The sequence below is a fragment of the Micromonospora sp. CNZ296 genome, from assembly GCF_007827635.1.
The window spans coordinates 37096-56367 of the sequence record NZ_VISW01000019.1 but is presented as its reverse complement, the minus strand read 5'-3'; the positions used below and the strand labels follow the sequence as shown (position 1 = coordinate 56367).

Here is a 19272-nt window from a genome sequence, read left to right as displayed (position 1 = left end):
GACGCCTCTCTGCCCTACAGCGTTCGAACTTGAGGCTGCTGTCCGAGCGTGCCAGCTGATCGGCGCCGGCGCTCACGCCATGGACGCACGCCATTCGTACGCTGTCGCGCCAAGCGGCGGCATCTTCAACGCACGCCACCTGGAGGACGGGCAGGCGCTGCTGGAACGCGTCGGGGTCCTCGTCCGTACAGGCGACTGGCTCGCGCCAGCCGAAGAGTTCGCGACCTTCGCATCGATGCCACTCGACGCTGCTACCGAGTTCCTGCTAGCGCACTGCCTCATGCGTGAGCCGCCTCTATGGCTCTTCACCGTGGCGGATCAGGGCGATGCGATGATCCCGGAGGACGTGCTAGACGCGCTTAGCACGGTCTTTGACGCGCAACGCCGCGAGAACTTCCTGCTCATCATGGGCCGAAAGGTGGACGATGAGCGCATGAAGGTGATCGGGGCAGCCGGTGAGGAGTTCGTCGTCCAGAGCGCCCGCGAGTGGCTCCAGGGACTCGGCAGACACGATCTCGCGGCGGACGTCTGCTGGCTCAGCCAGCACAGCGACGACCTGGGGTACGACGTCAGCTGCCCGGATCCCGGCGGATGCCGACATCGCCTTGAGGTGAAGACGTCCGGACCGAAACCCGGGGTCTTCTCCTTCTTCCTCAGCCGCAACGAGGCCCGCACCGGCGCGGCGGACAACCACTGGTCTCTGGTCGCGGTCAAGGAGAACCTCGCCAGCGAACTCTATGTCGCGGGCTGGCTGACCGGGGATGATCTTCGCCCCTTCCTGCCGACCGACCATGGAGGTGCCCGATGGGAAACGGTCCGCATCGAGATCCCGACAACGAGTCTTCGGCCGGGGCTTCCTATGCCCGGCCATCAGCACGGTGTGCCCGTGCCACCGCAAGCAATCGGCCCGACCGGGGGCGGTTCCAAGCCCGCTGACCATGTACTCGACGTGCCTGATAAATGATCACCCCAGCAACATCGATGCCGGGCATTTCAGCTATGGTGCGGGACGACGTATTGTGACGACGAGAGGGGAAAGATGTGACCGTCACTACCCCGCGCGCCGTCGCCACGGCCTCAGTATCAGAGGCACTCGCGCCCGTTCTCCGCTCTCCGCTTCGCCACCTCGACGTCAACGTGATCAGTGCCGCCGCGAAGGCGGAGAGCCGCAACCGTGAGGTCCACCTCCCTCCGGTGAGTGTGTACCGGTGGTGGGCCCGCCGAACCGACGCCGTGAACGGTTCCCTAGTTCAGGCCGTTGCCGCCGAGACGAACTCTCCGATGCTGATCGTCGACCCCTTCGCCGGCGGCGGCGTCATCCCGCTTTCCGCGGTCACCAGGGGGCACCAGGTCTACGCACAAGACCTCAACCCGTGGGCAGCGACCGGACTCGCTGCGATGCTCGCACTGCCCTCACCTGACGACCTGCGGGAGGGCGCCGCATCGCTGACTCAACGCGCCACTGCACTGGCGAAGGCCGCCTACGGCACGTCAATGCAGGACGGCTCCCTCGGACACGTCAGCCATACCTTCCGTGTCGCAACGAGCTGCTGCACCACATGCGGTGAACGCAACCGGCACTTTCCGTATGCGATGGTTTCCCTGCTCGCCCGCAAGGAGCGGGGTCTGCCCGAGGCATACCTCAGCTGTAAGCGAGGGCACCTGCAGCTCGGTCGCAGCGACAGAACAAGCCGTTGCAAGACATGCAAAACCATCATCGAGCCGTCGGCGATCTACACACCCGGCCGTGTCGTCACGTGCTCCAGGGGCCACCGCGAGAGCCTTTCGGAGCGGACCGCGGCCGGCGCGTGGCAGTGGGAGGTAGTTCTGGTCGAGCGGGCGAACGGCTTCCGTCGCGAGCTCGCAATCCCGACAAACCCCGAACTCGCAGCTGCTGACTCCCCTCGATGGGGCGAGCCGGTATCCCTTGGTGCCATCCCCGAGGGCGCCGAGACACGCGTCCTGCTCCGCCACGGCTTCCGGGACTGGTCAGACCTCTACCCCGCGCGGCAGGCCTTCATGGTGCGTGAGCTCCTCGATTTGCTACCGGAGTGCTCGAGCCAGCCCGCAGTGCAAGCGGCGCTGCGGATGGCGATCATCGGTAGCACTGAGATGGCTGGTCACCTCTCGCGATGGGACCGTTGGTACCTCAAGAGCTACGAATCCATGGCAGGCCATCGCTTCAATCTCACGACGTTCGCCGCGGAGCCGAACGTGTGGGGCACGGAAGTCAGTGGACGCGGGACCGTGCTACGTCGCTTAGGTCGACTGGTTCGCGCTGCGGAATGGCTGCACGCTCGCACCGGCGGACCCCTGACTGTCAAGCTACGCCGCACCAGTGAACCCGAACCATCCCAACCCGGGGCGGCGACGGTGCATGTCGTCGAAGGCAGCAGCGAGCGGATGTTGCTACCGAGCGACTCGGCCGACTTGGTCCTGACAGATCCGCCTTACCACGACGACGTTCAGTACGGTGAGCTGTCCCTGCCGCTGCGATCGTGGGCTGGCCTCATCGACGGCGCTCTCGCCGGTGAGGCCGTTGTCAACGCGGCGACAGGGCAACTGACAGGCGTCGGTGAGTACCAACAGCTACTGACAAGGATCTACGCAGAGAGCCGACGTGTGCTCAAGGAGGACGGCCACCTCATCTTTTCGTACGCCAACCGTGAGCCAGAGGCATGGGTGGCGCTACTAGAAGCCCTCCAGAATGCCGGTCTACGCACCGTAGGTTACGAGATCGTGCACTCCGAGAACGAGACCGACCAGGTCAAGCGCAGCGTCCGCGCTTGCACCATGGACCTTATTCTCGACCTGGTGCCGGCTGGACCTCGGCCGCTGCAGCAGCACCGCAGCACCGCCGTGGATGCCGACTCGGAGACAACTTTCCTGCACCTCGTCGGCTCAACAGCGCTACGAATCGGTGGCTTAGAGCACGGCTGGGAAGAAGACTTCATCGCCAGGGCGCGTGCCTCTGAGTTCCTGAGCGGCAGGCTCTAGGAGGACCGGCCCCGACATGGTGCCGGGGGCTGTTCTGCGTGACCGCGGACCTCACGTACATGGCCACACGGCCGGCAACCCTGTTGATCCGCTAACGTTTCCAGGATCGGACCTGCTGTCGCCATCGCGTCCGCCGCCGGTGAGGAGCTCAGGGCGTTGCTGCCGTAGCTCGCCGCACGACCGGTTGCGCATGTCGGACAGCGGTCCGACGCTCCAGTGCCGGCAGGATCACCCCGTTGCCCACTGGGTAGAAGGATCGAACCAGCCGGTGTGCGGGAACCACGCAAGGCACCTTCCAATCGGATAGGCCCACGCCCAAAGATGCGTGATCTCGGCAGGTAGCCGGGGCGGCTGGTCGGGCAACTCCCGGTATTCGTCGCTGAGACTGTGGTACGCGGGCCACGGCGTGCTGAAGGTTAAGGCGACGAAGACGTGCCGTTCCGATGCGTCTGTAGCAGCAAGCTTATGGCGAACATCTGCCCGCTTCGAACCGTGTAAGTATTCACTAGCCCAAGTGTGGAATGCCGGCCAGTCAGGGCCTGCTGCCCCTCCCACGCCACAGGGGTAGAGCAGTATCCTCGGATCTTCGTCAGCCCGGGCCGGGCGAGACAGAATCTGTACGACCCCGAGAGCAGCCAGTTGCCGGGCGGCTTCGTGATCGTTGTGGGAAAGTTCGCCTGCTGACCCAACGTGCTCGAACAGTGCGCCAGCGTCTTGGAGGGCTCGCAAGCGACCGGCGAGGGCGGATCTGAGGACGCGGAGATTTACAGTCTGGGCGACAGTGACGTACCAGATCCTGCCGAGTTCGGGGGCGAGTATCTCCTGGTCTCTGAGGACAAGCTGTGTCATCTGGGCGTAGGACGGTTCGACATCAGCAACGACCTCCACGAACGCTGGCGGCCGGTCGTGATAGTCGATTCGGAGATCGGCCATATGCTGGGCGCTATTGTCGTCTTGAATGATGACCCGTTCCCCTGTCAGGCGCGCGATGACCCTCGCAGCGGCGAGCTCGAGATCGCCGAGGTAGCTCGTAAAGGCACGCACCCGCATGGCCTCAGTGCGGAGGTCGATGGGTTGGCCGGGGTAGAAGGGCTCCACGGGCAAGAGCGTAAGGCTGGCTGCCACTGGAAGGCCACGGCGCGCGGTGCTCCCGAACGCCGCCTCGGTGCCGCAACCGGTGCGAGTCGGTCGACGCTGATTCGCTCGGAACGGGACGTGGCTGCATGCCCGCGGCAGCGGGGGTGATGTAGCGTGCGGCCAGGCTCAGCGGAGCCGCCGCCGGCGGATATGGAGGGCGTCATGACCGGCCCGGACATGCTGTGGCGGTGGCGGATCCAGCGCGGAGCAGAGGCCGTCGTGGTAACTCTGTCCGGCGAGCTCGACCTCGCCAGCGCGGATGACCTTCGTGATCGGTTGACCGCCACGATCGAGCTCACCCCGGTGGTCGATGTTGACCTCGCCGGCGTGACGTTCATCGACTCCACGGTCATCAGCGCGCTGGTAGCCGCTCACCACGCCGCCAAGACCGCCGGCGGCAGGCTGACGCTGATCAACTGCACCGGCCAGGTCCGCCGCGTCCTGCACATCACGGGCGTCCTGCCTCTGCCCGAACCCGACGATGCGACCTGCGCGCCGCCGCCGGGCGACGTGTGACCAGGCACGGCGCCGTCCGTGGGATGTTTCGCCTGGCCAAGTCGGGGGTAGCGGTGCTGACTGTCAGGACGGGCAGACCTGAACAGACGGGATCACCGCCGTGAGGAAGCTGACCGCGCAGCTGGACCTCCCCGGCGGCGTCGACGCTCTCGCCACCGCACGTCAGTTCACCAAGGCCGCTCTGGCCGGGTGGCTGCTCGGCGACCCGCAGTGGGTGGACGACGCGGTGCTGATCGCCGACGAGCTGGTGGCCAACGCGGTGCGCCACGGCGGCGGCTGCCTACGCCTGCACATTCACGCCGACGGCACAAGCGTGAGGATTGCAGCCCTGGACGGCTCCGCCGTTGTCCCGCGCCGCCGCGACCCGGACAGCGACGGCGGCCGGGGCTTGGCGATCATCGAAGCCCTGTGCGACGCGTGGGGCGTCACCGACCTCGACGACGGTCACAAGTGCGTCTGGGTCCGGCTGACGCCGCCGCCGGCCGCGACCGACGAATAGGCGCTCGACCCCGCTCGAGCTGCGGAAACGGTCATCGGGGACGAACGGTGCTGGTAGCGTCAGCGGTGTTGGAGCGGCGGGCGCAGCCAGGCGGCTGGCTTCCTCATAACGCCCGCCGCTCCCACTCAGGTCCACCGAAGGGACCCGCGCGCCCGGCAGTGCCCAGTCTCCTGACGCCGCCCGCCCTTCGGTGTGGTGACGGGGCGACGGGCACGCCGGGCACGCCGTCCACGACAGCGGTCTGTCGCCCCGTCGCCACAACACCCCTGCCAGCCCCGCGCCGTGCCGCCGCTTGAGGAACACCGCGGCTGTCCGACGCCTGGCGTGTTCACTGCGGTGGCAGGATCTTCAGGTCAGCGCTCATGCGGGTGACGACGTCGGCGTCGAGTTGCCGGCCGTGGGCGAAGGTCCAGCCGCCATCGCGGAGGTTGGCGATGGTCTGGGTGAGAGCGCGACGTGCGTAGACGACGATCTCATCGCTCCAGAGCACGACGGTGCCCTGGGCTGTGTTGTGGCTGTTGCCGACGGCTTCGCCGAGCAGCGTCAGGCAGTTGCTGGCGTCGTCGAGGACTCCGACGGCCTCCCACTTGTCGCGGCGTCCGTCCGCCAGCCGCTCGTGGTTGAGGCTGACGCACCGCACCGCCTGGGCAAGCGAGGCGATGACCCGGCCGGTGCCCTCCAAGCTGACCACCGCGGGGGAAGCGGCGGCCACCTCGCGTTTCTGCGCATCGTCCGCCTGCTTGAAGTGGGCCACGAGGTCGGCCAGGTCGACGGTGGGAAGGTGAGACCGGACAAAGGTCTCCTCGCGGATCCCCAGCATGCTGGCGCTGGTGGTGACGAGGTCGGCGAGGATATCCTGCGCGGTGGCAACGGAGATGTCGAGACCCTGACGGCGGCCTTCCTCGCGCAGCCGCTCGACCGTCTGCTGGAAATTCCTCATCCGACGCACGTGGTCCTCCTGCCGCAGCGATCGATCGATAGGATAGGACAGCTGCGAGACGCCGCCACCGCTAGGCGCACGCATCGGTCCGATGTCTTGTGCAAGGGAGACCGGTGCGAGCGGTCCCGGCCAGGGAATGCCGGGGAGTCGCCTGACATGGGGTGCTGCGGCAGGCGTGCAGCCGGTGCTCGCGTCTTGAGCCGGTAGAGCCGTCTCACCCGTGGCCGACGCAACGTTGGTAGGTGTCTAGCCAGCCCGTGGCAATGCTGTCACCCCGGCGGGTGAAGACGGTTACACCGCGCGGTTGGTCGGGGTCCCCGTTCGGTTAGGGCACGTGCGCCGGATCGCCCTGTGGATAACCCTGCCGTTATCCACAGCGAGTCGTGGCCTCTGCGCTGGCAAGCAGCGGACCTGGCGGCCGAAGAGATAGCGCCGCTGCGTTGACGGGTCCGGATTTACCCCAGGCTGCGGCGGCGACGGGGAGCCGAATCGGAGCCAGCTCAGCCGCATGGTCGAGACGATCATGGTTGTCTCGGGAGGCAGAGCAGCGGCGTTGATCGTTGTCTGCGATCATGCAGGCGTGGTGGGAGGCTCTGGGTGAGCTACCCCCGCTTTCATGGAGCTTCTTGATCATGGTCTGATGGCCGTGGGGAGGAAGTTGTCCGTGGCAGCACCGAAGAAGTACCCCGATGAGCTACGTCAGCGCGCTGTGCGTTTGTACCGCGAGTCGGATCCGAAGCCGGTGATCCGGCGCCTGGCCGAGCAGCTTGGTGTGCATCACGAGGCGTTGCGGAACTGGATCCGCCAAGCCGAGGCCGACGCCGACGAGCGTCACGACCGGCCGACCAGCGAGATGGCGGAGGAGAACCGCCGGCTGCGCAGGGAGGTCGCCGAGTTGCGGCGGGCGAACGAGATCCTGAAGGCCGCGAGCGCGTATTTCGCGGCGGAGCTCGACCCGACCCGGCGACGGTCATGAGGTTCATCCACGAACACCGTGACCAGTTCGCGGTCGCGCTCCTGCTACGGGTCCTCAACATCGGCGCCTCGACCTACTACGCGTGGGTGAAGCAGGTCGAGCAGCCCTGCGACCGCGACGTGGTCGACCTGGGTCTGGTCTCCAACATCCACGAGATCTGGGAGACATCGGGGCGCACCTACGGCGCTGACCGGGTCCACCGGCAGCTACGCCGTGACGGCATCCGCGTGGGCCGTAAGCGGGTCGAGCGGTTGATGGCGCAGCAGGGCTGGCAGGGCGCGTTCCTGCGTCGAGGCTGGCGCGGCGGCTCCACGAAGCAGGATCCCCGGCACACGCCGGCGCCGGATCTGGTCAACCGGCAGTTCACCGCCGACGGGCCGAACCGGCTCTGGGTCGCCGACGCCACCCGCATCCCCTGCGGTGAGGGCGTGTTCTGGTTGGCTGCGGTCCGCGATGCGTTCTCCCGCCGGATCGTTGGGTGGAAGACCTCCGACCGCTGCGACACCGACCTGATCCTCGCCGCCCTCGAATACGGCATCTGGTCGCGCGACGTCCGCGACGGCCAGTTGATCCACCACTCAGATCGCGGGTCGAACTACACGTCGTTTCGCTTCGCGGAACGCTTACAGGACAACGGGATCCTGCCCTCGATGGGATCCGTCGGCGACTCCTACGACAACGCGCTGATGGAGAACTTCTGGTCGACGTTGAAGATCGAACTCGTCTACCGCACGAGCTGGCGGACCCGCGACGAGGCCGAGAACGCGATCTTCGCCTACATCGACGGCTGGTACAACACCCGCCGCATCCAGAAGGAACTGGACTACCTCAGCCCGAACGAGTACGAGACCGCCTGGCACACCCGCCAGACGCAACCAGCCGAGCCACCTATCGCCACCCCTGCGCCAGCCGGCAGCAGGTAACCACCGCTCCATCAAAGCGGGGGGAACTCAGGTCGGTCACGTCCCGCGACGATGGTGACGACCAGCGCGCCGGCGCGAGCAACGCCGTCGTGACGGTCAACGCCAAGGCCGAATCCGACAACGCAGGCGTCAAATCGGTGCAGGTGTTCCTGCCCGCATCACCGCCCCGGACGTCACCCTGCAAAGCCCTCAAGGGGTGGAAGCTGAGCAGCAAGGCAGCCGACAGCTACACCGTCGGCGGACCGGCCGTGCCCGTCGGTCAGGACGCCGAACACCAAATGCGGGTATGGCAACTGCCCAACGCGCCGCAGGTGTCGTTCAAGATCCTGCAGACCTACAGCGACGGCCGCGTCGACAGATGGATCGAGGTCCCCAGCGGCGATTCCCGAACCCGCCAACCCCGCGCTCGCCGTCAAGCTCGCCACCGCGGCACCGGGCAGCGCGGCGCCCACCACGGCACTGCCACCCCGAGCGCGGCGCCCAGCAGCGCCACCACCACCGACGCCCCTGCCACCGACGCCGCCGTCACCGAATTCCCCTCAACCAGCGACGAGCCGGCCGCGGGTAACGGTGGGCTCTGGAAAGGTGCGGGGGTTCGCTGGCAGTCCTCGCCGCCATAGGCGGAGCGCTCTATCTGCGGCGGCGCCGCCGCCAGCTGTGGCAGCCGCACCCTCGCACCCGCGCCCCGGCGTCGTCGACGTCGTCTGCCGCTCCCGTCCGGGCGCGGGTGGGTTGCCGGCCGCCAAGGTGCAGCAGCCACGGCGTTTCGTACCAGCGTTGCAGCCAACGCCGCGGCGCGGAGTTAATCAGCGCTGACTCGATCCGGTTCATCAACATCCCGGCCCCTGTTCCACCCGTATTTTCCGATGTCATCGGATACTAGCGATACAACGTTGTGGGTGGCTATCATCGCGCCGTGACGATGAAAAATGAGGAGCGGGTCTCCAGCCGGCCCGCGGACGAGCTGGCGCCGGCAGCGGCACTGTTTCGCGGCTTGGCGGATCCGACCCGGCTGGCGATCCTGCGGCTGCTCGCCAGCGGCGAACTGCGGGTGGTGGACCTGACCGGGAAGCTCGGTCTGGCGCAGTCGACCACGTCGGCGCATCTGGCCTGCCTACGCGACTGCGGCCTGGTGACGGCACGCCCGCAGGGACGGCAAATGTTCTATGCCCTGGCCCGAGCGGACCTGCTGGACCTGCTGCGCGCCGCCGAGCAGCTGCTGGCGAGCACCGGAGAGGCCGTGGTGCTGTGCCCGACGTACGGCTGCACGACGCAGGACGGCAGGTGACCACGCGGTCGACCGGGCTGAGCCCGGCCGAAACCGAACGGCTCACCCGCCGCGGGCTTCGCCTGGCGCAGTTCACGGTCGCCTACAACGTCGTCGAAGGGGCCGTGGCGATCACCGCCGGGCTGCTCGCCGGACTGGTGTCGCTGGTCGGGTTCGGTCTGGACTCCGGCATCGAGTCCGCCGCGTCAGTGCTGGTGGGTGTGCGGCTGGCGGCGCGGCTACGCCACGGTGAAGCCGACGAGGCCAAGGAGCGCCGCACACTCAAGGCAGTTGCGGTGACATTTTTCGTCCTGGCCGCGTACGTGGTGTTCGAGGGAGTGCGCAGCCTCATCGGTCGGGAGGAGCCGGACTCCTCAATCGTCGGTCTGGTCCTGCTCGCCGCGTCGGTGGTGATCATGCCGGTGCTCGCCGCGGCGAAGAAGAGGGTGGCAATGCAGCTTGGCGGGGATCAGCTGATCCTGGCTGACGCCGCCGAGACGAAGATCTGCGTGCTGCTGAGCATCTCTACCCTGCTCGGGCTGGGCCTCTACGCGCTCACCGGCGCTGCGTGGTTGGACCCGGTGGCCGGGTTCGTCATCGCCGCGTTCGCTATCCACGAGGGCCGTGAAGCGTGGGAAGGCGAGTTGGTTGAGGACGACGACGATGACGATGACGATGACGATGACGATGACGACTGAGCATCAGCATCGGCTCGACCCGGCGCTTGGTGGGGTGCGACGGGCCACGGCGGCGGCGGATATCGCAGGCCGCCGTGGCCGGCACCGGCTTGGCCCCAAAAGGCTTCCGCCGAGGCGACGCTGACCGGGGACGGGAGCGGCTGAGACGCGTGTGGCGGCACCCTGAGCCACAGCCCGGCGCGGAGCTCAGCCCTCGGTAGCGACGACCCGCCTGGGTCGTGCCGACGTTCGCGGTTGTGGTTGTCGCCGGGAAGGCCATCTACGCCTGTCCGGCCGCGGCCACCGCGACCCGCATCACGGTGACCGCGCTGGCCGTGATGCTCAGCGGCGGTGCCGCCAAACCTGACCGACGCATCGAGGACCGGCTCGCCACCGACGATGTCAACCTGGATTGGTTTCCGTCGTTCGACGTAAGCGACGCCGGCCGATTCGCGCCACCTTCAGCAAACTGACAGCAAGTCAGTACAGCCGTGCCTGTATGGTCCGATTCGGTGGTGGCTCGGCTTCGCGCCGAGCGGGCTGATCACGTTGTTCACGCGGCGGACGAGGGACGGCAAATGACGAGGAATACGCGTTTGACCTTGGCGTTGATCGCGGTGGTGGTGCTCGTGGTTGGCGGTCTGTTGGCCGTCAATCGTCCCGACCAGCCGCCTGCTGCGACCACTGATACTGGCGCTATCGAGTCGACGGTGCTGGTGCGCGAGGACAGCCATCGGTTGTCCACCGCAGCGGACGGCAGGGTGACGCTGGTGGAGTTCCTCGACTTCGAGTGCGAGTCCTGCGCCGCGGCGTATCCGGCGGTCAAGCAGATCCTGGCCACCTATCAGGACCGCATTACTTTCGTGGTCAGGTATTTCCCGATCCCGAGCCACCCGAACGCGGATCTGGCCGCGCGCACCGCCCAGGCCGCCGCGAACCAGGGCCGTTTCTCCGACATGTACGTCCAGTTGTTCGAGAACCAGACCAGCTGGAGTCACAAGGAGCAGGCGCAGACGGAGGTGTTCCTCGGCTACGCCCGTACCCTCGGCCTGGACATGGCGCGCTTCCAGCGCGATCTCGACGACCCCGCCACTGCCACGCGGGTTGCCAAGGACAAGGCCGATGGCGAATCCGCCGGCGTGCAGGGCACCCCGACGTTCTTCCTCAACGGCCGGAAGCTGACCGACCTGCGCGGCCAGGACGACCTCGTCGCCGCCATCGACGCCGCGCTGGCCGAATGAGCGCCACCACCGTCGATCAACCCACCGACCTGACCTCATCCGAGCAGGGGTTCCTGTCCCGGGCCACCGCCTGGATCTGCGCCGTCGGTGGGGTTGTCGGGATGCTCGCCGCCGTGATCCTCATCGTCGAGAAGATCAACCTGCTCGCCGATCCCGGCTATGTGCCCAGCTGCAGCATCAACCCGATTCTGTCCTGCGGCTCGGTCATGACCACGCCCCAGGCCGAGGCTTTCGGCATTCCCAACCCCTTGATCGGCATCGCGGGGTTCGCCGTGGTCACCACGATCGGCGTCGTCCTGCTGGCCGGTGTGCGACTGCCGGGCTGGTTTTGGCTCGGATTACAGGCCGGCGTGACGTTCGGCGTGGTCTTCGTGCACTGGTTGATCTACCAGAGTCTCTACGTCATCGGCGCGCTGTGCCCGTACTGCATGCTCGTCTGGGCCGTCACCATCCCGATCTTCCTGTACGTCACCCTGCGCACCCTGCCCCAGCACGCCGATGTGCTTCCCGCGCCCGTACGACGGGCCGTCGCCGTGACCGGCACCTACCACAGCCTCATCCTCACCAGCTGGTACGCGGTGATCGTGATCGCGATCCTGGACCGGTTCTGGAGCTACTGGATCACTCTCATCTAGCCGTCCGCTGCCTCGTATCACTGTGCCGGCGGTCGAGAACCGACCGCCGGCGCAGCTCCACTCAGGGCTTGCCAGGGGCGCAGCATCCGTCGTCGCACCCGCTGGCGTCGCTCTCTGGGGCGGGGGAGCGCAGGGCAGCGCCGGGGGCGCAGCAGGTGTCGCCCCGCCAGGCGTCGCGGCCTTCCTTGACCGCGACCGCGGCGATGACCAACGCGGCGGCGGGGTCGGCCCACCACCAGCCGAACAGCGAGTTGACCGCCAGGCCGACAAGCAGCACCGCCGAGAGGTACGTGCACAGCAGGGTCTGCTTGGAGTCCGCGACGGCCGACGCTGACCCGAGTTCGCGTCCCGCGCGGCGTTGCGCGGCGGACAGGACCGGCATCACCGCCAGGGACACCGCGGCCAGGGCCAGGCCGATCGTGGAGTGCTCCGCCCGGTCCGCGCTGACGAGGGCGCGCACCGACTCGACGGACACGTAGGCGGCGAGGGCGAAGAACGACAGCGCGATGACGCGCAGCGCGGCGCGTTCCCGGCGTTCGTGGTCGGGGCCGGAGAACTGCCAGGCGACGGCGGCGGCGGAGGCCACCTCGATGACGGAGTCGAGCCCGAACCCGATCAGCGCGGTCGAGGACGCCATCGTCCCGGCGCTGATGGCGATGACCGCCTCGATCACGTTGTAGGTGATCGTCGCGGCGACGAACAGACGCACCCGCCGGATCAGGATCGCCCGGCGGGCCGAGGACGGGCTGAGCGACATCAGCGGCAGCGGCGTGCCCATCAGCAGCACCCGTCGGATTCAGCGGCCGGGCAGGCGGCTGGATCGACGGCCAGGACCAGACCGAGGAGGTCTCCGAGGGCGTGCGCGAGGCGCGCGTCGGCCAGTTCGTAGCGGCTACGGCGGCCTTCGGGCACGGCGACGACGAGGCCGCAGCCCCGCAGGCACGCCAGGTGGTTGGACAGGTTCTGCCGGCTTGTGCCGAGCAGGTCGGCGAGCTCTGCGGGATAGCCGGGCCCGTCGCGTAGTGCGAGCAGGAGCCGGGCGCGGACCGGGTCGGACAGGGCGTGACCGAAGCGGGCCAGCACCTGGCCGTGCGTGAGTGTCTCCACCCGCTGACAGTACATCACAAGGTGAATAAACAGAATGCTGAACTATTTGCTTGCGGGTCTTGACGGGGTCCAATCAACTCATCTTAGTATGCGCATGTGAGCATGATTCCTGGATTGGTCGACGGGTGCGGCGCTGGAGGCATCGCGAACACGGTGCGGGAGGATCACTGATGGGGCACGACCACGGCCATCAGGTGACGGCGACCGGGCAGCACCGCCGAGCCTTAGCCGGTGTACTCCTGGTGTCGGTGGTGATCTTCGCTGTCGAAGTTGTCGGTGCGGTCATCACTGGCAGCCTCGCGCTGCTCGCCGACGCCGGGCACGTCCTCGCCGATGCCGGCGGTGTCGCCCTCGCTCTCGGCGCGGCCTTGCTCGCCGCCCGCCCGGCGACCGGGCGGCGCACCTTCGGCTGGGCCCGTGCCGAGATCCTCGCCGCCGCCGTCAACGGCCTGATCCTGGCCGGGATGGGCGTCTACGTCTTCGTCGAAGGCGTCCGGCGTCTGTTCGAACCGGTCGACGTGCAACCCGGTGGCATGGCAGGTTTCGCCGCGATCGGTCTGGTCGGCAACCTCGTCGGGGTGGCGTTGCTCTACCGGGCCCGCGACGCGAGCCTGAACATGCGCGGCGCGTTCCTTGAGGTCGCCACCGACACCGCGACCTCCGTCGGTGTCCTCGCCGCCGCCGCGGTCATCGCGCTGACCGGCTTCACCCGCGCCGATGCGATGGTGTCCCTACTCATCGGCCTCGTCATCGCCCCCCGCGCGCTGCGGCTGCTGCGCGAGGCGGTCAACATCCTGCTCGAAGCCGCCCCCGCCGAGGCTGACCTCGAACAGATCCGCCAGCACATCACCGACGTCGACCACGTCCTTGGCGTGCACGACCTGCACGTACACACCGTGACCTCGGGACTGCCGGTCCTCACGGCGCACGTCGTTGTCGATGACTCCTGCTTCCACGACGGCCACGCCCCACAACTACTCGACGCCCTACAGACCTGCCTGGCCGGGCACTTCGACGTCGAACACAGCACCTTCCAACTCGAGCCGGCCAGCCACGCCGACCACGAACATCCCACCCACCCCTAGCCGAACCGCACCACCGCACCGCCGAACCAGCCCGCGTCGTCCAGGATGTCGCCACCACACTCGCAGCCCTCACTGGTCAGCCGCACACACCCATCGAACAGCGAGGGCGTCCACGCTCGCCCGCCTAACCTGCTTTCGCCCTGATCACGAGCCGCTTGCGGACCGGGGCGCGTACATGATCAAGGCGACGCCGATCAGGCAGATGCCGGCGCCGATGACGTCCCACCGGTCGGGTCGGAACTTGTCGACGATCGCGCCCCAGGCGAGGGATCCGGCGACGAACACGCCGCCGTAGGCGGCGAGGATGCGCCCGAAGTTCGGGTCGGGTTGGAAGGTGGCGACGAATCCGTACGCGCCGAGGGCGATGACGCCCGCGGCGATCCACCACAGCCCGCGGTGTTCCCGCCAGCCCTGCCAGACCAGCCACGCCCCGCCGATCTCGAACAGGGCGGCGACGATGAACAGCAGGATGGAGCGGACGACGGTCATCGGTGCACCGTAGCGGCCTGGCGGTGGCCCGCGATCATGCCGGCGACCCGGTCGAGCAGCCGCAGCCGCGCGCGCCCACGCAGCCGCCCCGGTGGGAGCGGCGCATCGCCCACCACCAGGCGCCCGCGGCTACGGCGGCGAGGGCGATCGCGATGCCGGGCATCCACGCGCCGACGGCGGCCCAGCCGGCGCCGGAGGATCCCGGCGGCGAGCAGCAGCGGGATGGCGCAGCACGCCGCGCAGGCCAGACCAGCCAGACCGGTCAGGCCGAAGGGCAGCCCGCGGCGCGCTCGGGCAGCATTCTGGTCAACGGACTTTGGCATCGGGGACTCCTCTGACGGCGATGGTGGCGAACGGGATGGGGCAGCACGGCTGTCCGGCGCACTCGACGAGGTCGTCGCAGCCGACGTCCACCGCGGCCCGCAGGGTGTCGGCGATGACCTGCAGGTCGGCGATTTTCGCCTCGACCTCGGCGAGCTTTGTTCGGGCGCGGACCCGCAGACCAGCGTCGGGATTAAGGCCGTGGCGGTGTTGGCCCGCGTCGAGCAGGTCGGCGACCTCGTCGAGGGTGAACCCGAGCCCCTGCGCCGCCTTGATCACTCTCAGCACGGTGACCGCTTCGGCGGGGTAGAGGCGGTGTCCGCCCAGGGTGCGCTCCGGTTCGGCCAGTAGGCCTCGGCGCTCGTAGTAGCGCAGCGTCTGCGGGTTCACCCCGGCCGCTGCGGCGACCTCGCTGCTGCGCAACCCGCTCATGCCGTCAACCTCGCGGCGGCTCGTTGCACGAGGGCGTCGAGGACGTCGACGTGCGTGGCCGGCACCTGCACGTCCAGGCGCAGCGTGTCGGCGTCGCCGGTGATGGTGAAGGTGAAGAACGAGCAGCAGGAGCTTTCTCGGTCGGTCAGGTTCCGGGCGGTCGTCTCGGCGGTCGGGTCGAGGCGCCACCGCAGGTGGGTGGGCGACAGCCGTTGCTGCGCCAGCAGGGCGGTGGTGAACAGGTTGTCGAATTCGGCCAGCCGCAGTGGCCGTTGCACGCTTGGCAGGGTGCACGCCTCGGGCATCCACGTCTGGTCATCGGCGGTCATACCGATGACGGTAAGCCTGTACCCGGGTACCGGATGCAAGCCCAATTGTTCGACGTAGTCCACTGCGGCACTGAAGTCAGTTCTCTGATCGCCACCGATTCCCTGCCCGTCCGTGGTGCCGCGGGCCGGCTCAGCCGCTGGGGTTTGGTGCCGTGGTGGTGGCGCGGGCGAGCATGCCGGTGGCGGCGAGGGCGCAGCAGGCAGCGACGGCGGTGAGCAGGGGTGTGTATCCGGTGGTGGTGTGCAGGAGGCCGGCGGCGGCGAGGGGTCCGGCGGCTTTGGCGATGGTGACGGGGGCGGTGAGTCGGCCGGCGATGGTGGCGTAGGCGGTGGTGCCGTACCGGTCGGTGAGTAGGGCGGGGGTGGCGAGGCTGGTGATGCCGAAGCCGAGTCCGAAGCCGATGACGGTGATGATCGCGCCGGTGCGGGTGCCGGCGAGCAGGGGCATGGCGAGCACGGCGGCGGCCTGGGTGGTGAAGACGGCGGCGACGATGGTGGTGACGCGCAGGTGTCGGCGGGCGGCGGTGAGGACGAGTCGTCCGGTGACGGACAGGATGCCGAGCAGTCCGGTCAGGGTGGCGGCGACGGTGGCGGGGTGGCCGCGGCTGGTGAGGTAGCCGATGAGGTGAACGGTCATGGTGCCGGTGGCCGCGCTGTGGGCGATCAGGGTTGCGGCGAGGATCCAGAACCGGGTGTCGCGCATCGCGGCCCGGGCCACAGCGCGCCGCTGGGCGTGTCCGGACCGCTCGGTGCCGGCGGGTGCCGTGGTCGTTGCCGGTCGGGGCCGGCGGATGGTGAGGGCGTGCAGCGGCACGGTGACCGCGCCGTGGATGGCGGCGAGGACGAGCAGCGCGCCGCGCCAACCGAGGTGGGCGGCCAGGACGCCGGTCAGGGGCATGAAGATGGTGCTGGCGAACCCGGCGACGATCGTGACGACCAGCAGGGCGGTGGGGCGCCGCTGGGGGGTGAACCAGGCGACGATGACGGCGAACGCGGGTTCGTAGAGGACCATCGCGCCGGTGATCCCGATGCCGATCATCACGGCGTAGAGCTGTTCGATGGTGTGGACCTGGGACCAGGCCACCAGCAGGGCGGTGGCGGTGACCGAGCCGGTGGTCATCAGGGCGCGTCCGCCGTGGTGGTCGAGCCACCGGCCGACGGGGATCGCCGCGAGGGCGCCGGCGAGGACGCTCGCGGTGAGTGCGCCGGTGACGGCGGTGGTGGAGGTGCCGAGGGTGGCGGCCATCGGGGTGAGCAGGACGGCGTAGGCGTAGTAGAGGGTGCCGTAGCCGATGGTGGAGGTGACGGCGAGGGCGGCGACGATGCGCCACCCGTGGTGCCCGCCAACAACAGGGTCGGCGGGCACCGTGATGGTGGTGGGCATCAGCTGGCGCAGCAGCCGCCGGTCTGGGTGTCGGCGGGTGCGGCGTCGAGGGTGAGCAGGCTCAACGGTGCGGCGAGCAGCCCGCCGGAGATGCCGGTGGCCAGGCCCCGTCCGGCGCTCTGGGCGGCCGGCGCCGGCCCGCAGCAGCTATCGGCGGTGGCGGACTCGTCCGGGTTGCTGTTGCACACCCCGGTCTCGGGAAGGTCGAGTTGAACGTCGCGGGCGGCGGCCCAGTCGCCGGCGAGGGCGGCGACGACGGAGCGGACCTGCTCGTAGCCGGTGGCCATCAGGAAGGTCGGCGCCCGCCCGTAGGACTTCATCCCGACGGCGTAGTAGCCCGCCTCGGGGTGGGTGAGCTCGTCCACGCCGTGCGGGGGCACGGTGCCGCAGGAGTGCTCGTTGGGGTCGATCAGCGGGGCCAGGGCGCGGGTGGCGCCCATCACCGGGTCAAGGTCCAGGCGCAGCTCGGCGGCGATCGAGTGGTCGGGGCGGAACCCGGTGGCCGCGACGATCCGGGCCACGGTGACGGACTCTTCGCCGCCGTCGGCGTGGCGCACCACGACACTGACCCGGCCGTCGGTGGGGGTGAGGGCGTGCACGGCGAAACCGGTGAGTAGCCGGATCCGGCCGGCGTCGACGTGCGCGCGTAGCCGGGAGCCGAGCGCACCGCGGGCGGGCAGCGCGTCGGCGTCGCCGCCGCCGTAGGTGCGCGCCGGTGAGGCGGTGCGGATCGCCCAGGTCACTTCGGTGCCCGGCGTGGCCTCGGCCAGCTCGGCGAGGGAGAGCAGGGTGTTGGCGGCGGAGTGACCGGCGCCGACGACCAGGGTGTGCCGGCCGGCGAACCGGTCCCGGTCGGTCCCGAGGACGTCGGGCAGCGCGTGCTCCAGGTACCCGGCGACGTCGCGCTCACCGCGGGCGGGCAGCCCGGAGGCGCCGAGGACGTTCGGGGTGGCCCAGGTGCCGGAGGCGTCGATGACCGCGCGGGCGAGCACCTCCTGGCCGTCGGCGAGGCGGATCAGGAACGGGGTCGTGTTGCGGCCGGCGGTGCGCAGCCGGTCCAGGCCGAGGCGGCTGATCGCCTCGACGCGGGCGCCGTAGCGCAGGTGCGGCTTGAGCTGCGGCAGCTGCGCGAGGGGCTGGAGGTAATCGCCCGCCAACTCCGCTCCGGTGGGCAACGCCTCCAGGTCCGGGGCGATCCAGCCGGCGTCGTCGAGGAGCCGACGGGCGGCGGGGTCGATGTTGTACCGCCAGGGGGAGAAGACCCGGACGTGACCCCACTGCCGCACCGCGGCGGCGGGGGCGTCGCCGGCTTCCAGGACGAGGAACGGTAGGTCACGCTCGTGCAGGTGCGCGGCGGCGGCCAGGCCGACCGGGCCGGCGCCGATGACCACGACGGGCAACTCGTTCAGGGCGCTCATCAGGTGACTCCTCTGTGTTGAGAACTGTCGAATCAAGAGGGTGTGGTGGTGCGATGGTGGCAGGGTCCGGGAGGGTTCAGATGGTGCGGCTGCGGCGTTCCAGCAGGATCACGTCGCGCCACCGGCCGTGGTGGCGTCCCACCCGTTCGCGCACGCCGATCACGCGGAATCCGGCCCGTTGATGCAGGGTGAGGCTGGCGGTGTTCTCGCCGAACACGCCGGACTGGATGGTCCAGATGCCGGCCGCCTCGGTGGAGGTGATCAGCGTGTCCAGCAGCAGTCGGGCCACGCCCTGTCCGCGCGCGGCGGGGTCGATGTAGACGGAGTGCTCGACCACCCCGGCGTAGACCGGGCGGGTCGATGTTGGTGAGACCGCGATCCACCCGAGGACGGTGCCGTCGCCGTCGACGGCCACGAAGCGGTGCTGCGGCAGTCGGGCGGCGTCGAATGCGGCCCAGGTCGGTGTGGTGGTCTCGAAGCTGGCGTCCCCACTGTCGAGGCCGGCCTGGTAGATCGCGAGGACCCGGTCGGCGTCGTCGACGCTCATCGGGCGGACGGTGATCTCGGTCATCGGCAGGCTCCGATCGGGGTGGGGGCGGGGCGGCCCATGACCACGTCGGCGGCGGAGGGGAAGCAGTCGACGCAGGCGTCGTTGATCCGGTAGTGCCGGGCGGTGCCGACCGCCTCGACGAGGACGAACCGCACCTCGGTAAGGATCTTCAAATGTTGGGAGACGGTGGACTGGGCCAGGCCGACGGCGGCGACGATCTCGCCGACGCTCATCGGTCGGGCGTGACGGGCGAGGTACTCGACGATCTGGACCCGGGTCGGGTCCGCGAGGGCCCGGAACCACGACGCGTACTGCTGCGCGGTGCTCCGGTCGAGCAACTCGTCCACAC

General features: G+C 69.0%; 25 protein-coding genes. 13 read left to right on the top strand and 12 right to left on the bottom strand.

Annotation, left to right across the window (positions count from 1 at the left end):
* The first annotated feature begins 79 nt into the window (after positions 1 to 79).
* Together FB455_RS26800 and FB455_RS26795 are read left to right on the top strand one after the other, a co-directional pair.
* Positions 80 to 964: a protein NO VEIN domain-containing protein gene (locus FB455_RS26800; RefSeq protein ID WP_186466441.1), complete on the top strand. Its 885-nt coding sequence runs from the start codon at positions 80 to 82 to the stop codon at positions 962 to 964.
* Positions 965 to 1281: 317 nt separating this feature from the next.
* A complete protein-coding gene (locus FB455_RS26795; protein ID WP_145755212.1) occupies positions 1282 to 2997 on the top strand; it encodes a hypothetical protein in 1716 nt (571 codons plus the stop codon).
* A 228-nt stretch (positions 2998 to 3225) separates the two neighbouring features.
* Here FB455_RS26795 and FB455_RS26790 read toward each other — a convergent pair whose 3' ends face one another.
* A complete protein-coding gene (locus FB455_RS26790; protein ID WP_486481587.1) occupies positions 3226 to 4095 on the bottom strand; it encodes a hypothetical protein in 870 nt (289 codons plus the stop codon).
* A 201-nt stretch (positions 4096 to 4296) separates the two neighbouring features.
* Here FB455_RS26790 and FB455_RS26785 point away from each other — a divergent pair, with 201 nt between their 5' ends.
* The gene (locus FB455_RS26785) at positions 4297 to 4650 is read left to right on the top strand and encodes an STAS domain-containing protein (protein ID WP_486481586.1); all 354 of its coding nucleotides are present in this window, start codon (positions 4297 to 4299) and stop codon (positions 4648 to 4650) included.
* A 100-nt stretch (positions 4651 to 4750) separates the two neighbouring features.
* Complete coding sequence (locus FB455_RS26780) at positions 4751 to 5149, top strand: ATP-binding protein (protein WP_186466440.1); 399 nt, start codon at positions 4751 to 4753, stop codon at positions 5147 to 5149.
* A 328-nt stretch (positions 5150 to 5477) separates the two neighbouring features.
* Here FB455_RS26780 and FB455_RS26775 read toward each other — a convergent pair whose 3' ends face one another.
* The gene (locus FB455_RS26775) at positions 5478 to 6089 is read right to left on the bottom strand and encodes a hypothetical protein (RefSeq protein ID WP_145755210.1); all 612 of its coding nucleotides are present in this window, start codon (positions 6087 to 6089) and stop codon (positions 5478 to 5480) included.
* Positions 6090 to 6705: 616 nt separating this feature from the next.
* Here FB455_RS26775 and FB455_RS26770 point away from each other — a divergent pair.
* The 8 genes from FB455_RS26770 to FB455_RS26730 all read left to right on the top strand — a co-directional run bounded on the left by FB455_RS26770 (position 6706) and on the right by FB455_RS26730 (position 11808).
* The gene (locus FB455_RS26770; protein WP_083791297.1) at positions 6706 to 7065 is read left to right on the top strand and encodes a transposase; all 360 of its coding nucleotides are present in this window, start codon (positions 6706 to 6708) and stop codon (positions 7063 to 7065) included.
* Complete coding sequence (locus FB455_RS26765) at positions 7062 to 7988, top strand: IS3 family transposase (protein ID WP_013285608.1); 927 nt, start codon at positions 7062 to 7064, stop codon at positions 7986 to 7988. The genes FB455_RS26770 and FB455_RS26765 overlap by 4 nt, the downstream gene beginning before the upstream one ends.
* Positions 7989 to 8077: 89 nt before the next feature.
* Complete coding sequence (locus tag FB455_RS34910) at positions 8078 to 8608, top strand: DUF1775 domain-containing protein (RefSeq protein ID WP_145755209.1); 531 nt, start codon at positions 8078 to 8080, stop codon at positions 8606 to 8608.
* 302 nt (positions 8609 to 8910) lie between these two features.
* Positions 8911 to 9276 (top strand): metalloregulator ArsR/SmtB family transcription factor, encoded by a 366-nt coding sequence (locus FB455_RS26750; protein WP_145755269.1) that lies wholly within the window; start codon positions 8911 to 8913, stop codon positions 9274 to 9276.
* A complete protein-coding gene (locus FB455_RS26745; protein WP_145755208.1) occupies positions 9273 to 9953 on the top strand; it encodes a cation efflux transmembrane domain-containing protein in 681 nt (226 codons plus the stop codon). Before FB455_RS26750 ends, FB455_RS26745 begins: the two co-directional genes overlap by 4 nt.
* Before the next feature lie 218 nt (positions 9954 to 10171).
* Positions 10172 to 10405, top strand: coding sequence for a signal peptidase II (locus tag FB455_RS26740; RefSeq protein WP_145755207.1), 234 nt, complete (start codon positions 10172 to 10174; stop codon positions 10403 to 10405).
* A 105-nt stretch (positions 10406 to 10510) separates the two neighbouring features.
* Positions 10511 to 11173, top strand: a complete 663-nt coding sequence (locus FB455_RS26735; protein WP_145755268.1) for a thioredoxin domain-containing protein — start codon at positions 10511 to 10513, stop codon at positions 11171 to 11173.
* A complete protein-coding gene (locus tag FB455_RS26730; RefSeq protein ID WP_145755206.1) occupies positions 11170 to 11808 on the top strand; it encodes a vitamin K epoxide reductase family protein in 639 nt (212 codons plus the stop codon). The genes FB455_RS26735 and FB455_RS26730 overlap by 4 nt, the downstream gene beginning before the upstream one ends.
* Positions 11809 to 11869: 61 nt before the next feature.
* On the opposite strand, the gene FB455_RS26725 is transcribed toward FB455_RS26730, so the two are convergent.
* Both FB455_RS26725 and FB455_RS26720 read right to left on the bottom strand, forming a co-directional pair.
* The gene (locus FB455_RS26725) at positions 11870 to 12586 is read right to left on the bottom strand and encodes a cation efflux transmembrane domain-containing protein (RefSeq protein WP_145755205.1); all 717 of its coding nucleotides are present in this window, start codon (positions 12584 to 12586) and stop codon (positions 11870 to 11872) included.
* On the bottom strand, positions 12586 to 12930 hold the full coding sequence (locus FB455_RS26720; RefSeq protein ID WP_145755204.1) for a metalloregulator ArsR/SmtB family transcription factor: 345 nt from the start codon (positions 12928 to 12930) through the stop codon (positions 12586 to 12588). Before FB455_RS26720 ends, FB455_RS26725 begins: the two co-directional genes overlap by 1 nt.
* 155 nt (positions 12931 to 13085) lie before the next feature.
* Here FB455_RS26720 and FB455_RS26715 point away from each other — a divergent pair, with 155 nt between their 5' ends.
* Positions 13086 to 14000, top strand: coding sequence for a cation diffusion facilitator family transporter (locus FB455_RS26715; RefSeq protein ID WP_145755203.1), 915 nt, complete (start codon positions 13086 to 13088; stop codon positions 13998 to 14000).
* 144 nt (positions 14001 to 14144) lie between these two features.
* Here the strand turns inward: FB455_RS26715 and FB455_RS26710 are convergent, their stop codons facing one another.
* From FB455_RS26710 to FB455_RS26675, 8 genes are all read right to left on the bottom strand, one after another.
* The gene (locus FB455_RS26710) at positions 14145 to 14489 is read right to left on the bottom strand and encodes a YnfA family protein (protein ID WP_145755202.1); all 345 of its coding nucleotides are present in this window, start codon (positions 14487 to 14489) and stop codon (positions 14145 to 14147) included.
* A complete protein-coding gene (locus FB455_RS26705; RefSeq protein WP_145755201.1) occupies positions 14486 to 14812 on the bottom strand; it encodes a hypothetical protein in 327 nt (108 codons plus the stop codon). The genes FB455_RS26710 and FB455_RS26705 overlap by 4 nt, the downstream gene beginning before the upstream one ends.
* Positions 14796 to 15242 carry a MerR family transcriptional regulator gene (locus FB455_RS26700; RefSeq protein ID WP_145755200.1) on the bottom strand — a complete coding sequence of 149 codons (447 nt, stop codon included), beginning with the start codon at positions 15240 to 15242 and terminating at the stop codon, positions 14796 to 14798. Before FB455_RS26700 ends, FB455_RS26705 begins: the two co-directional genes overlap by 17 nt.
* A complete protein-coding gene (locus FB455_RS26695) occupies positions 15239 to 15571 on the bottom strand; it encodes a hypothetical protein (RefSeq protein ID WP_145755199.1) in 333 nt (110 codons plus the stop codon). The genes FB455_RS26700 and FB455_RS26695 overlap by 4 nt, the downstream gene beginning before the upstream one ends.
* Positions 15572 to 15701: 130 nt before the next feature.
* Positions 15702 to 16955 (bottom strand): MFS transporter, encoded by a 1254-nt coding sequence (locus tag FB455_RS26690; protein WP_145755198.1) that lies wholly within the window; start codon positions 16953 to 16955, stop codon positions 15702 to 15704.
* A complete protein-coding gene (locus tag FB455_RS26685; RefSeq protein ID WP_145755197.1) occupies positions 16955 to 18373 on the bottom strand; it encodes an FAD-dependent oxidoreductase in 1419 nt (472 codons plus the stop codon). Before FB455_RS26685 ends, FB455_RS26690 begins: the two co-directional genes overlap by 1 nt.
* Positions 18374 to 18449: 76 nt before the next feature.
* Positions 18450 to 18944, bottom strand: coding sequence for a GNAT family N-acetyltransferase (locus tag FB455_RS26680; protein ID WP_145755196.1), 495 nt, complete (start codon positions 18942 to 18944; stop codon positions 18450 to 18452).
* Positions 18941 to 19270 (bottom strand): metalloregulator ArsR/SmtB family transcription factor, encoded by a 330-nt coding sequence (locus FB455_RS26675; protein ID WP_145755195.1) that lies wholly within the window; start codon positions 19268 to 19270, stop codon positions 18941 to 18943. The genes FB455_RS26680 and FB455_RS26675 overlap by 4 nt, the downstream gene beginning before the upstream one ends.
* Positions 19271 to 19272: the final 2 nt, after the last annotated feature.

What these genes read in the sequence shown, in the direction of transcription:
- FB455_RS26715 (WP_145755203.1), top strand. Translation starts at nt 13,086, where the DNA reads ATGGGGCACGACCACGGCCATCAGGTGACGGCGACCGGGCAGCACCGC.
- FB455_RS26685 (WP_145755197.1), bottom strand. Translation starts at nt 18,373, where the DNA reads ATGAGCGCCCTGAACGAGTTGCCCGTCGTGGTCATCGGCGCCGGCCCG.
- FB455_RS26770 (WP_083791297.1), top strand. Translation starts at nt 6,706, where the DNA reads ATGGAGCTTCTTGATCATGGTCTGATGGCCGTGGGGAGGAAGTTGTCC.
- FB455_RS26700 (WP_145755200.1), bottom strand. Translation starts at nt 15,242, where the DNA reads ATGAGCGGGTTGCGCAGCAGCGAGGTCGCCGCAGCGGCCGGGGTGAAC.
- FB455_RS26705 (WP_145755201.1), bottom strand. Translation starts at nt 14,812, where the DNA reads ATGCCAAAGTCCGTTGACCAGAATGCTGCCCGAGCGCGCCGCGGGCTG.
- FB455_RS26765 (WP_013285608.1), top strand. Translation starts at nt 7,062, where the DNA reads ATGAGGTTCATCCACGAACACCGTGACCAGTTCGCGGTCGCGCTCCTG.
- FB455_RS26800 (WP_186466441.1), top strand. Translation starts at nt 80, where the DNA reads ATGGACGCACGCCATTCGTACGCTGTCGCGCCAAGCGGCGGCATCTTC.
- FB455_RS26720 (WP_145755204.1), bottom strand. Translation starts at nt 12,930, where the DNA reads ATGTACTGTCAGCGGGTGGAGACACTCACGCACGGCCAGGTGCTGGCC.
- FB455_RS26725 (WP_145755205.1), bottom strand. Translation starts at nt 12,586, where the DNA reads ATGGGCACGCCGCTGCCGCTGATGTCGCTCAGCCCGTCCTCGGCCCGC.
- FB455_RS26785 (WP_486481586.1), top strand. Translation starts at nt 4,297, where the DNA reads ATGACCGGCCCGGACATGCTGTGGCGGTGGCGGATCCAGCGCGGAGCA.
- FB455_RS26710 (WP_145755202.1), bottom strand. Translation starts at nt 14,489, where the DNA reads ATGACCGTCGTCCGCTCCATCCTGCTGTTCATCGTCGCCGCCCTGTTC.
- FB455_RS26695 (WP_145755199.1), bottom strand. Translation starts at nt 15,571, where the DNA reads ATGACCGCCGATGACCAGACGTGGATGCCCGAGGCGTGCACCCTGCCA.
- FB455_RS26775 (WP_145755210.1), bottom strand. Translation starts at nt 6,089, where the DNA reads ATGAGGAATTTCCAGCAGACGGTCGAGCGGCTGCGCGAGGAAGGCCGC.
- FB455_RS26750 (WP_145755269.1), top strand. Translation starts at nt 8,911, where the DNA reads ATGAAAAATGAGGAGCGGGTCTCCAGCCGGCCCGCGGACGAGCTGGCG.
- FB455_RS26735 (WP_145755268.1), top strand. Translation starts at nt 10,511, where the DNA reads ATGACGAGGAATACGCGTTTGACCTTGGCGTTGATCGCGGTGGTGGTG.
- FB455_RS26690 (WP_145755198.1), bottom strand. Translation starts at nt 16,955, where the DNA reads ATGCCCACCACCATCACGGTGCCCGCCGACCCTGTTGTTGGCGGGCAC.
- FB455_RS26730 (WP_145755206.1), top strand. Translation starts at nt 11,170, where the DNA reads ATGAGCGCCACCACCGTCGATCAACCCACCGACCTGACCTCATCCGAG.
- FB455_RS26795 (WP_145755212.1), top strand. Translation starts at nt 1,282, where the DNA reads ATGCTGATCGTCGACCCCTTCGCCGGCGGCGGCGTCATCCCGCTTTCC.
- FB455_RS26680 (WP_145755196.1), bottom strand. Translation starts at nt 18,944, where the DNA reads ATGACCGAGATCACCGTCCGCCCGATGAGCGTCGACGACGCCGACCGG.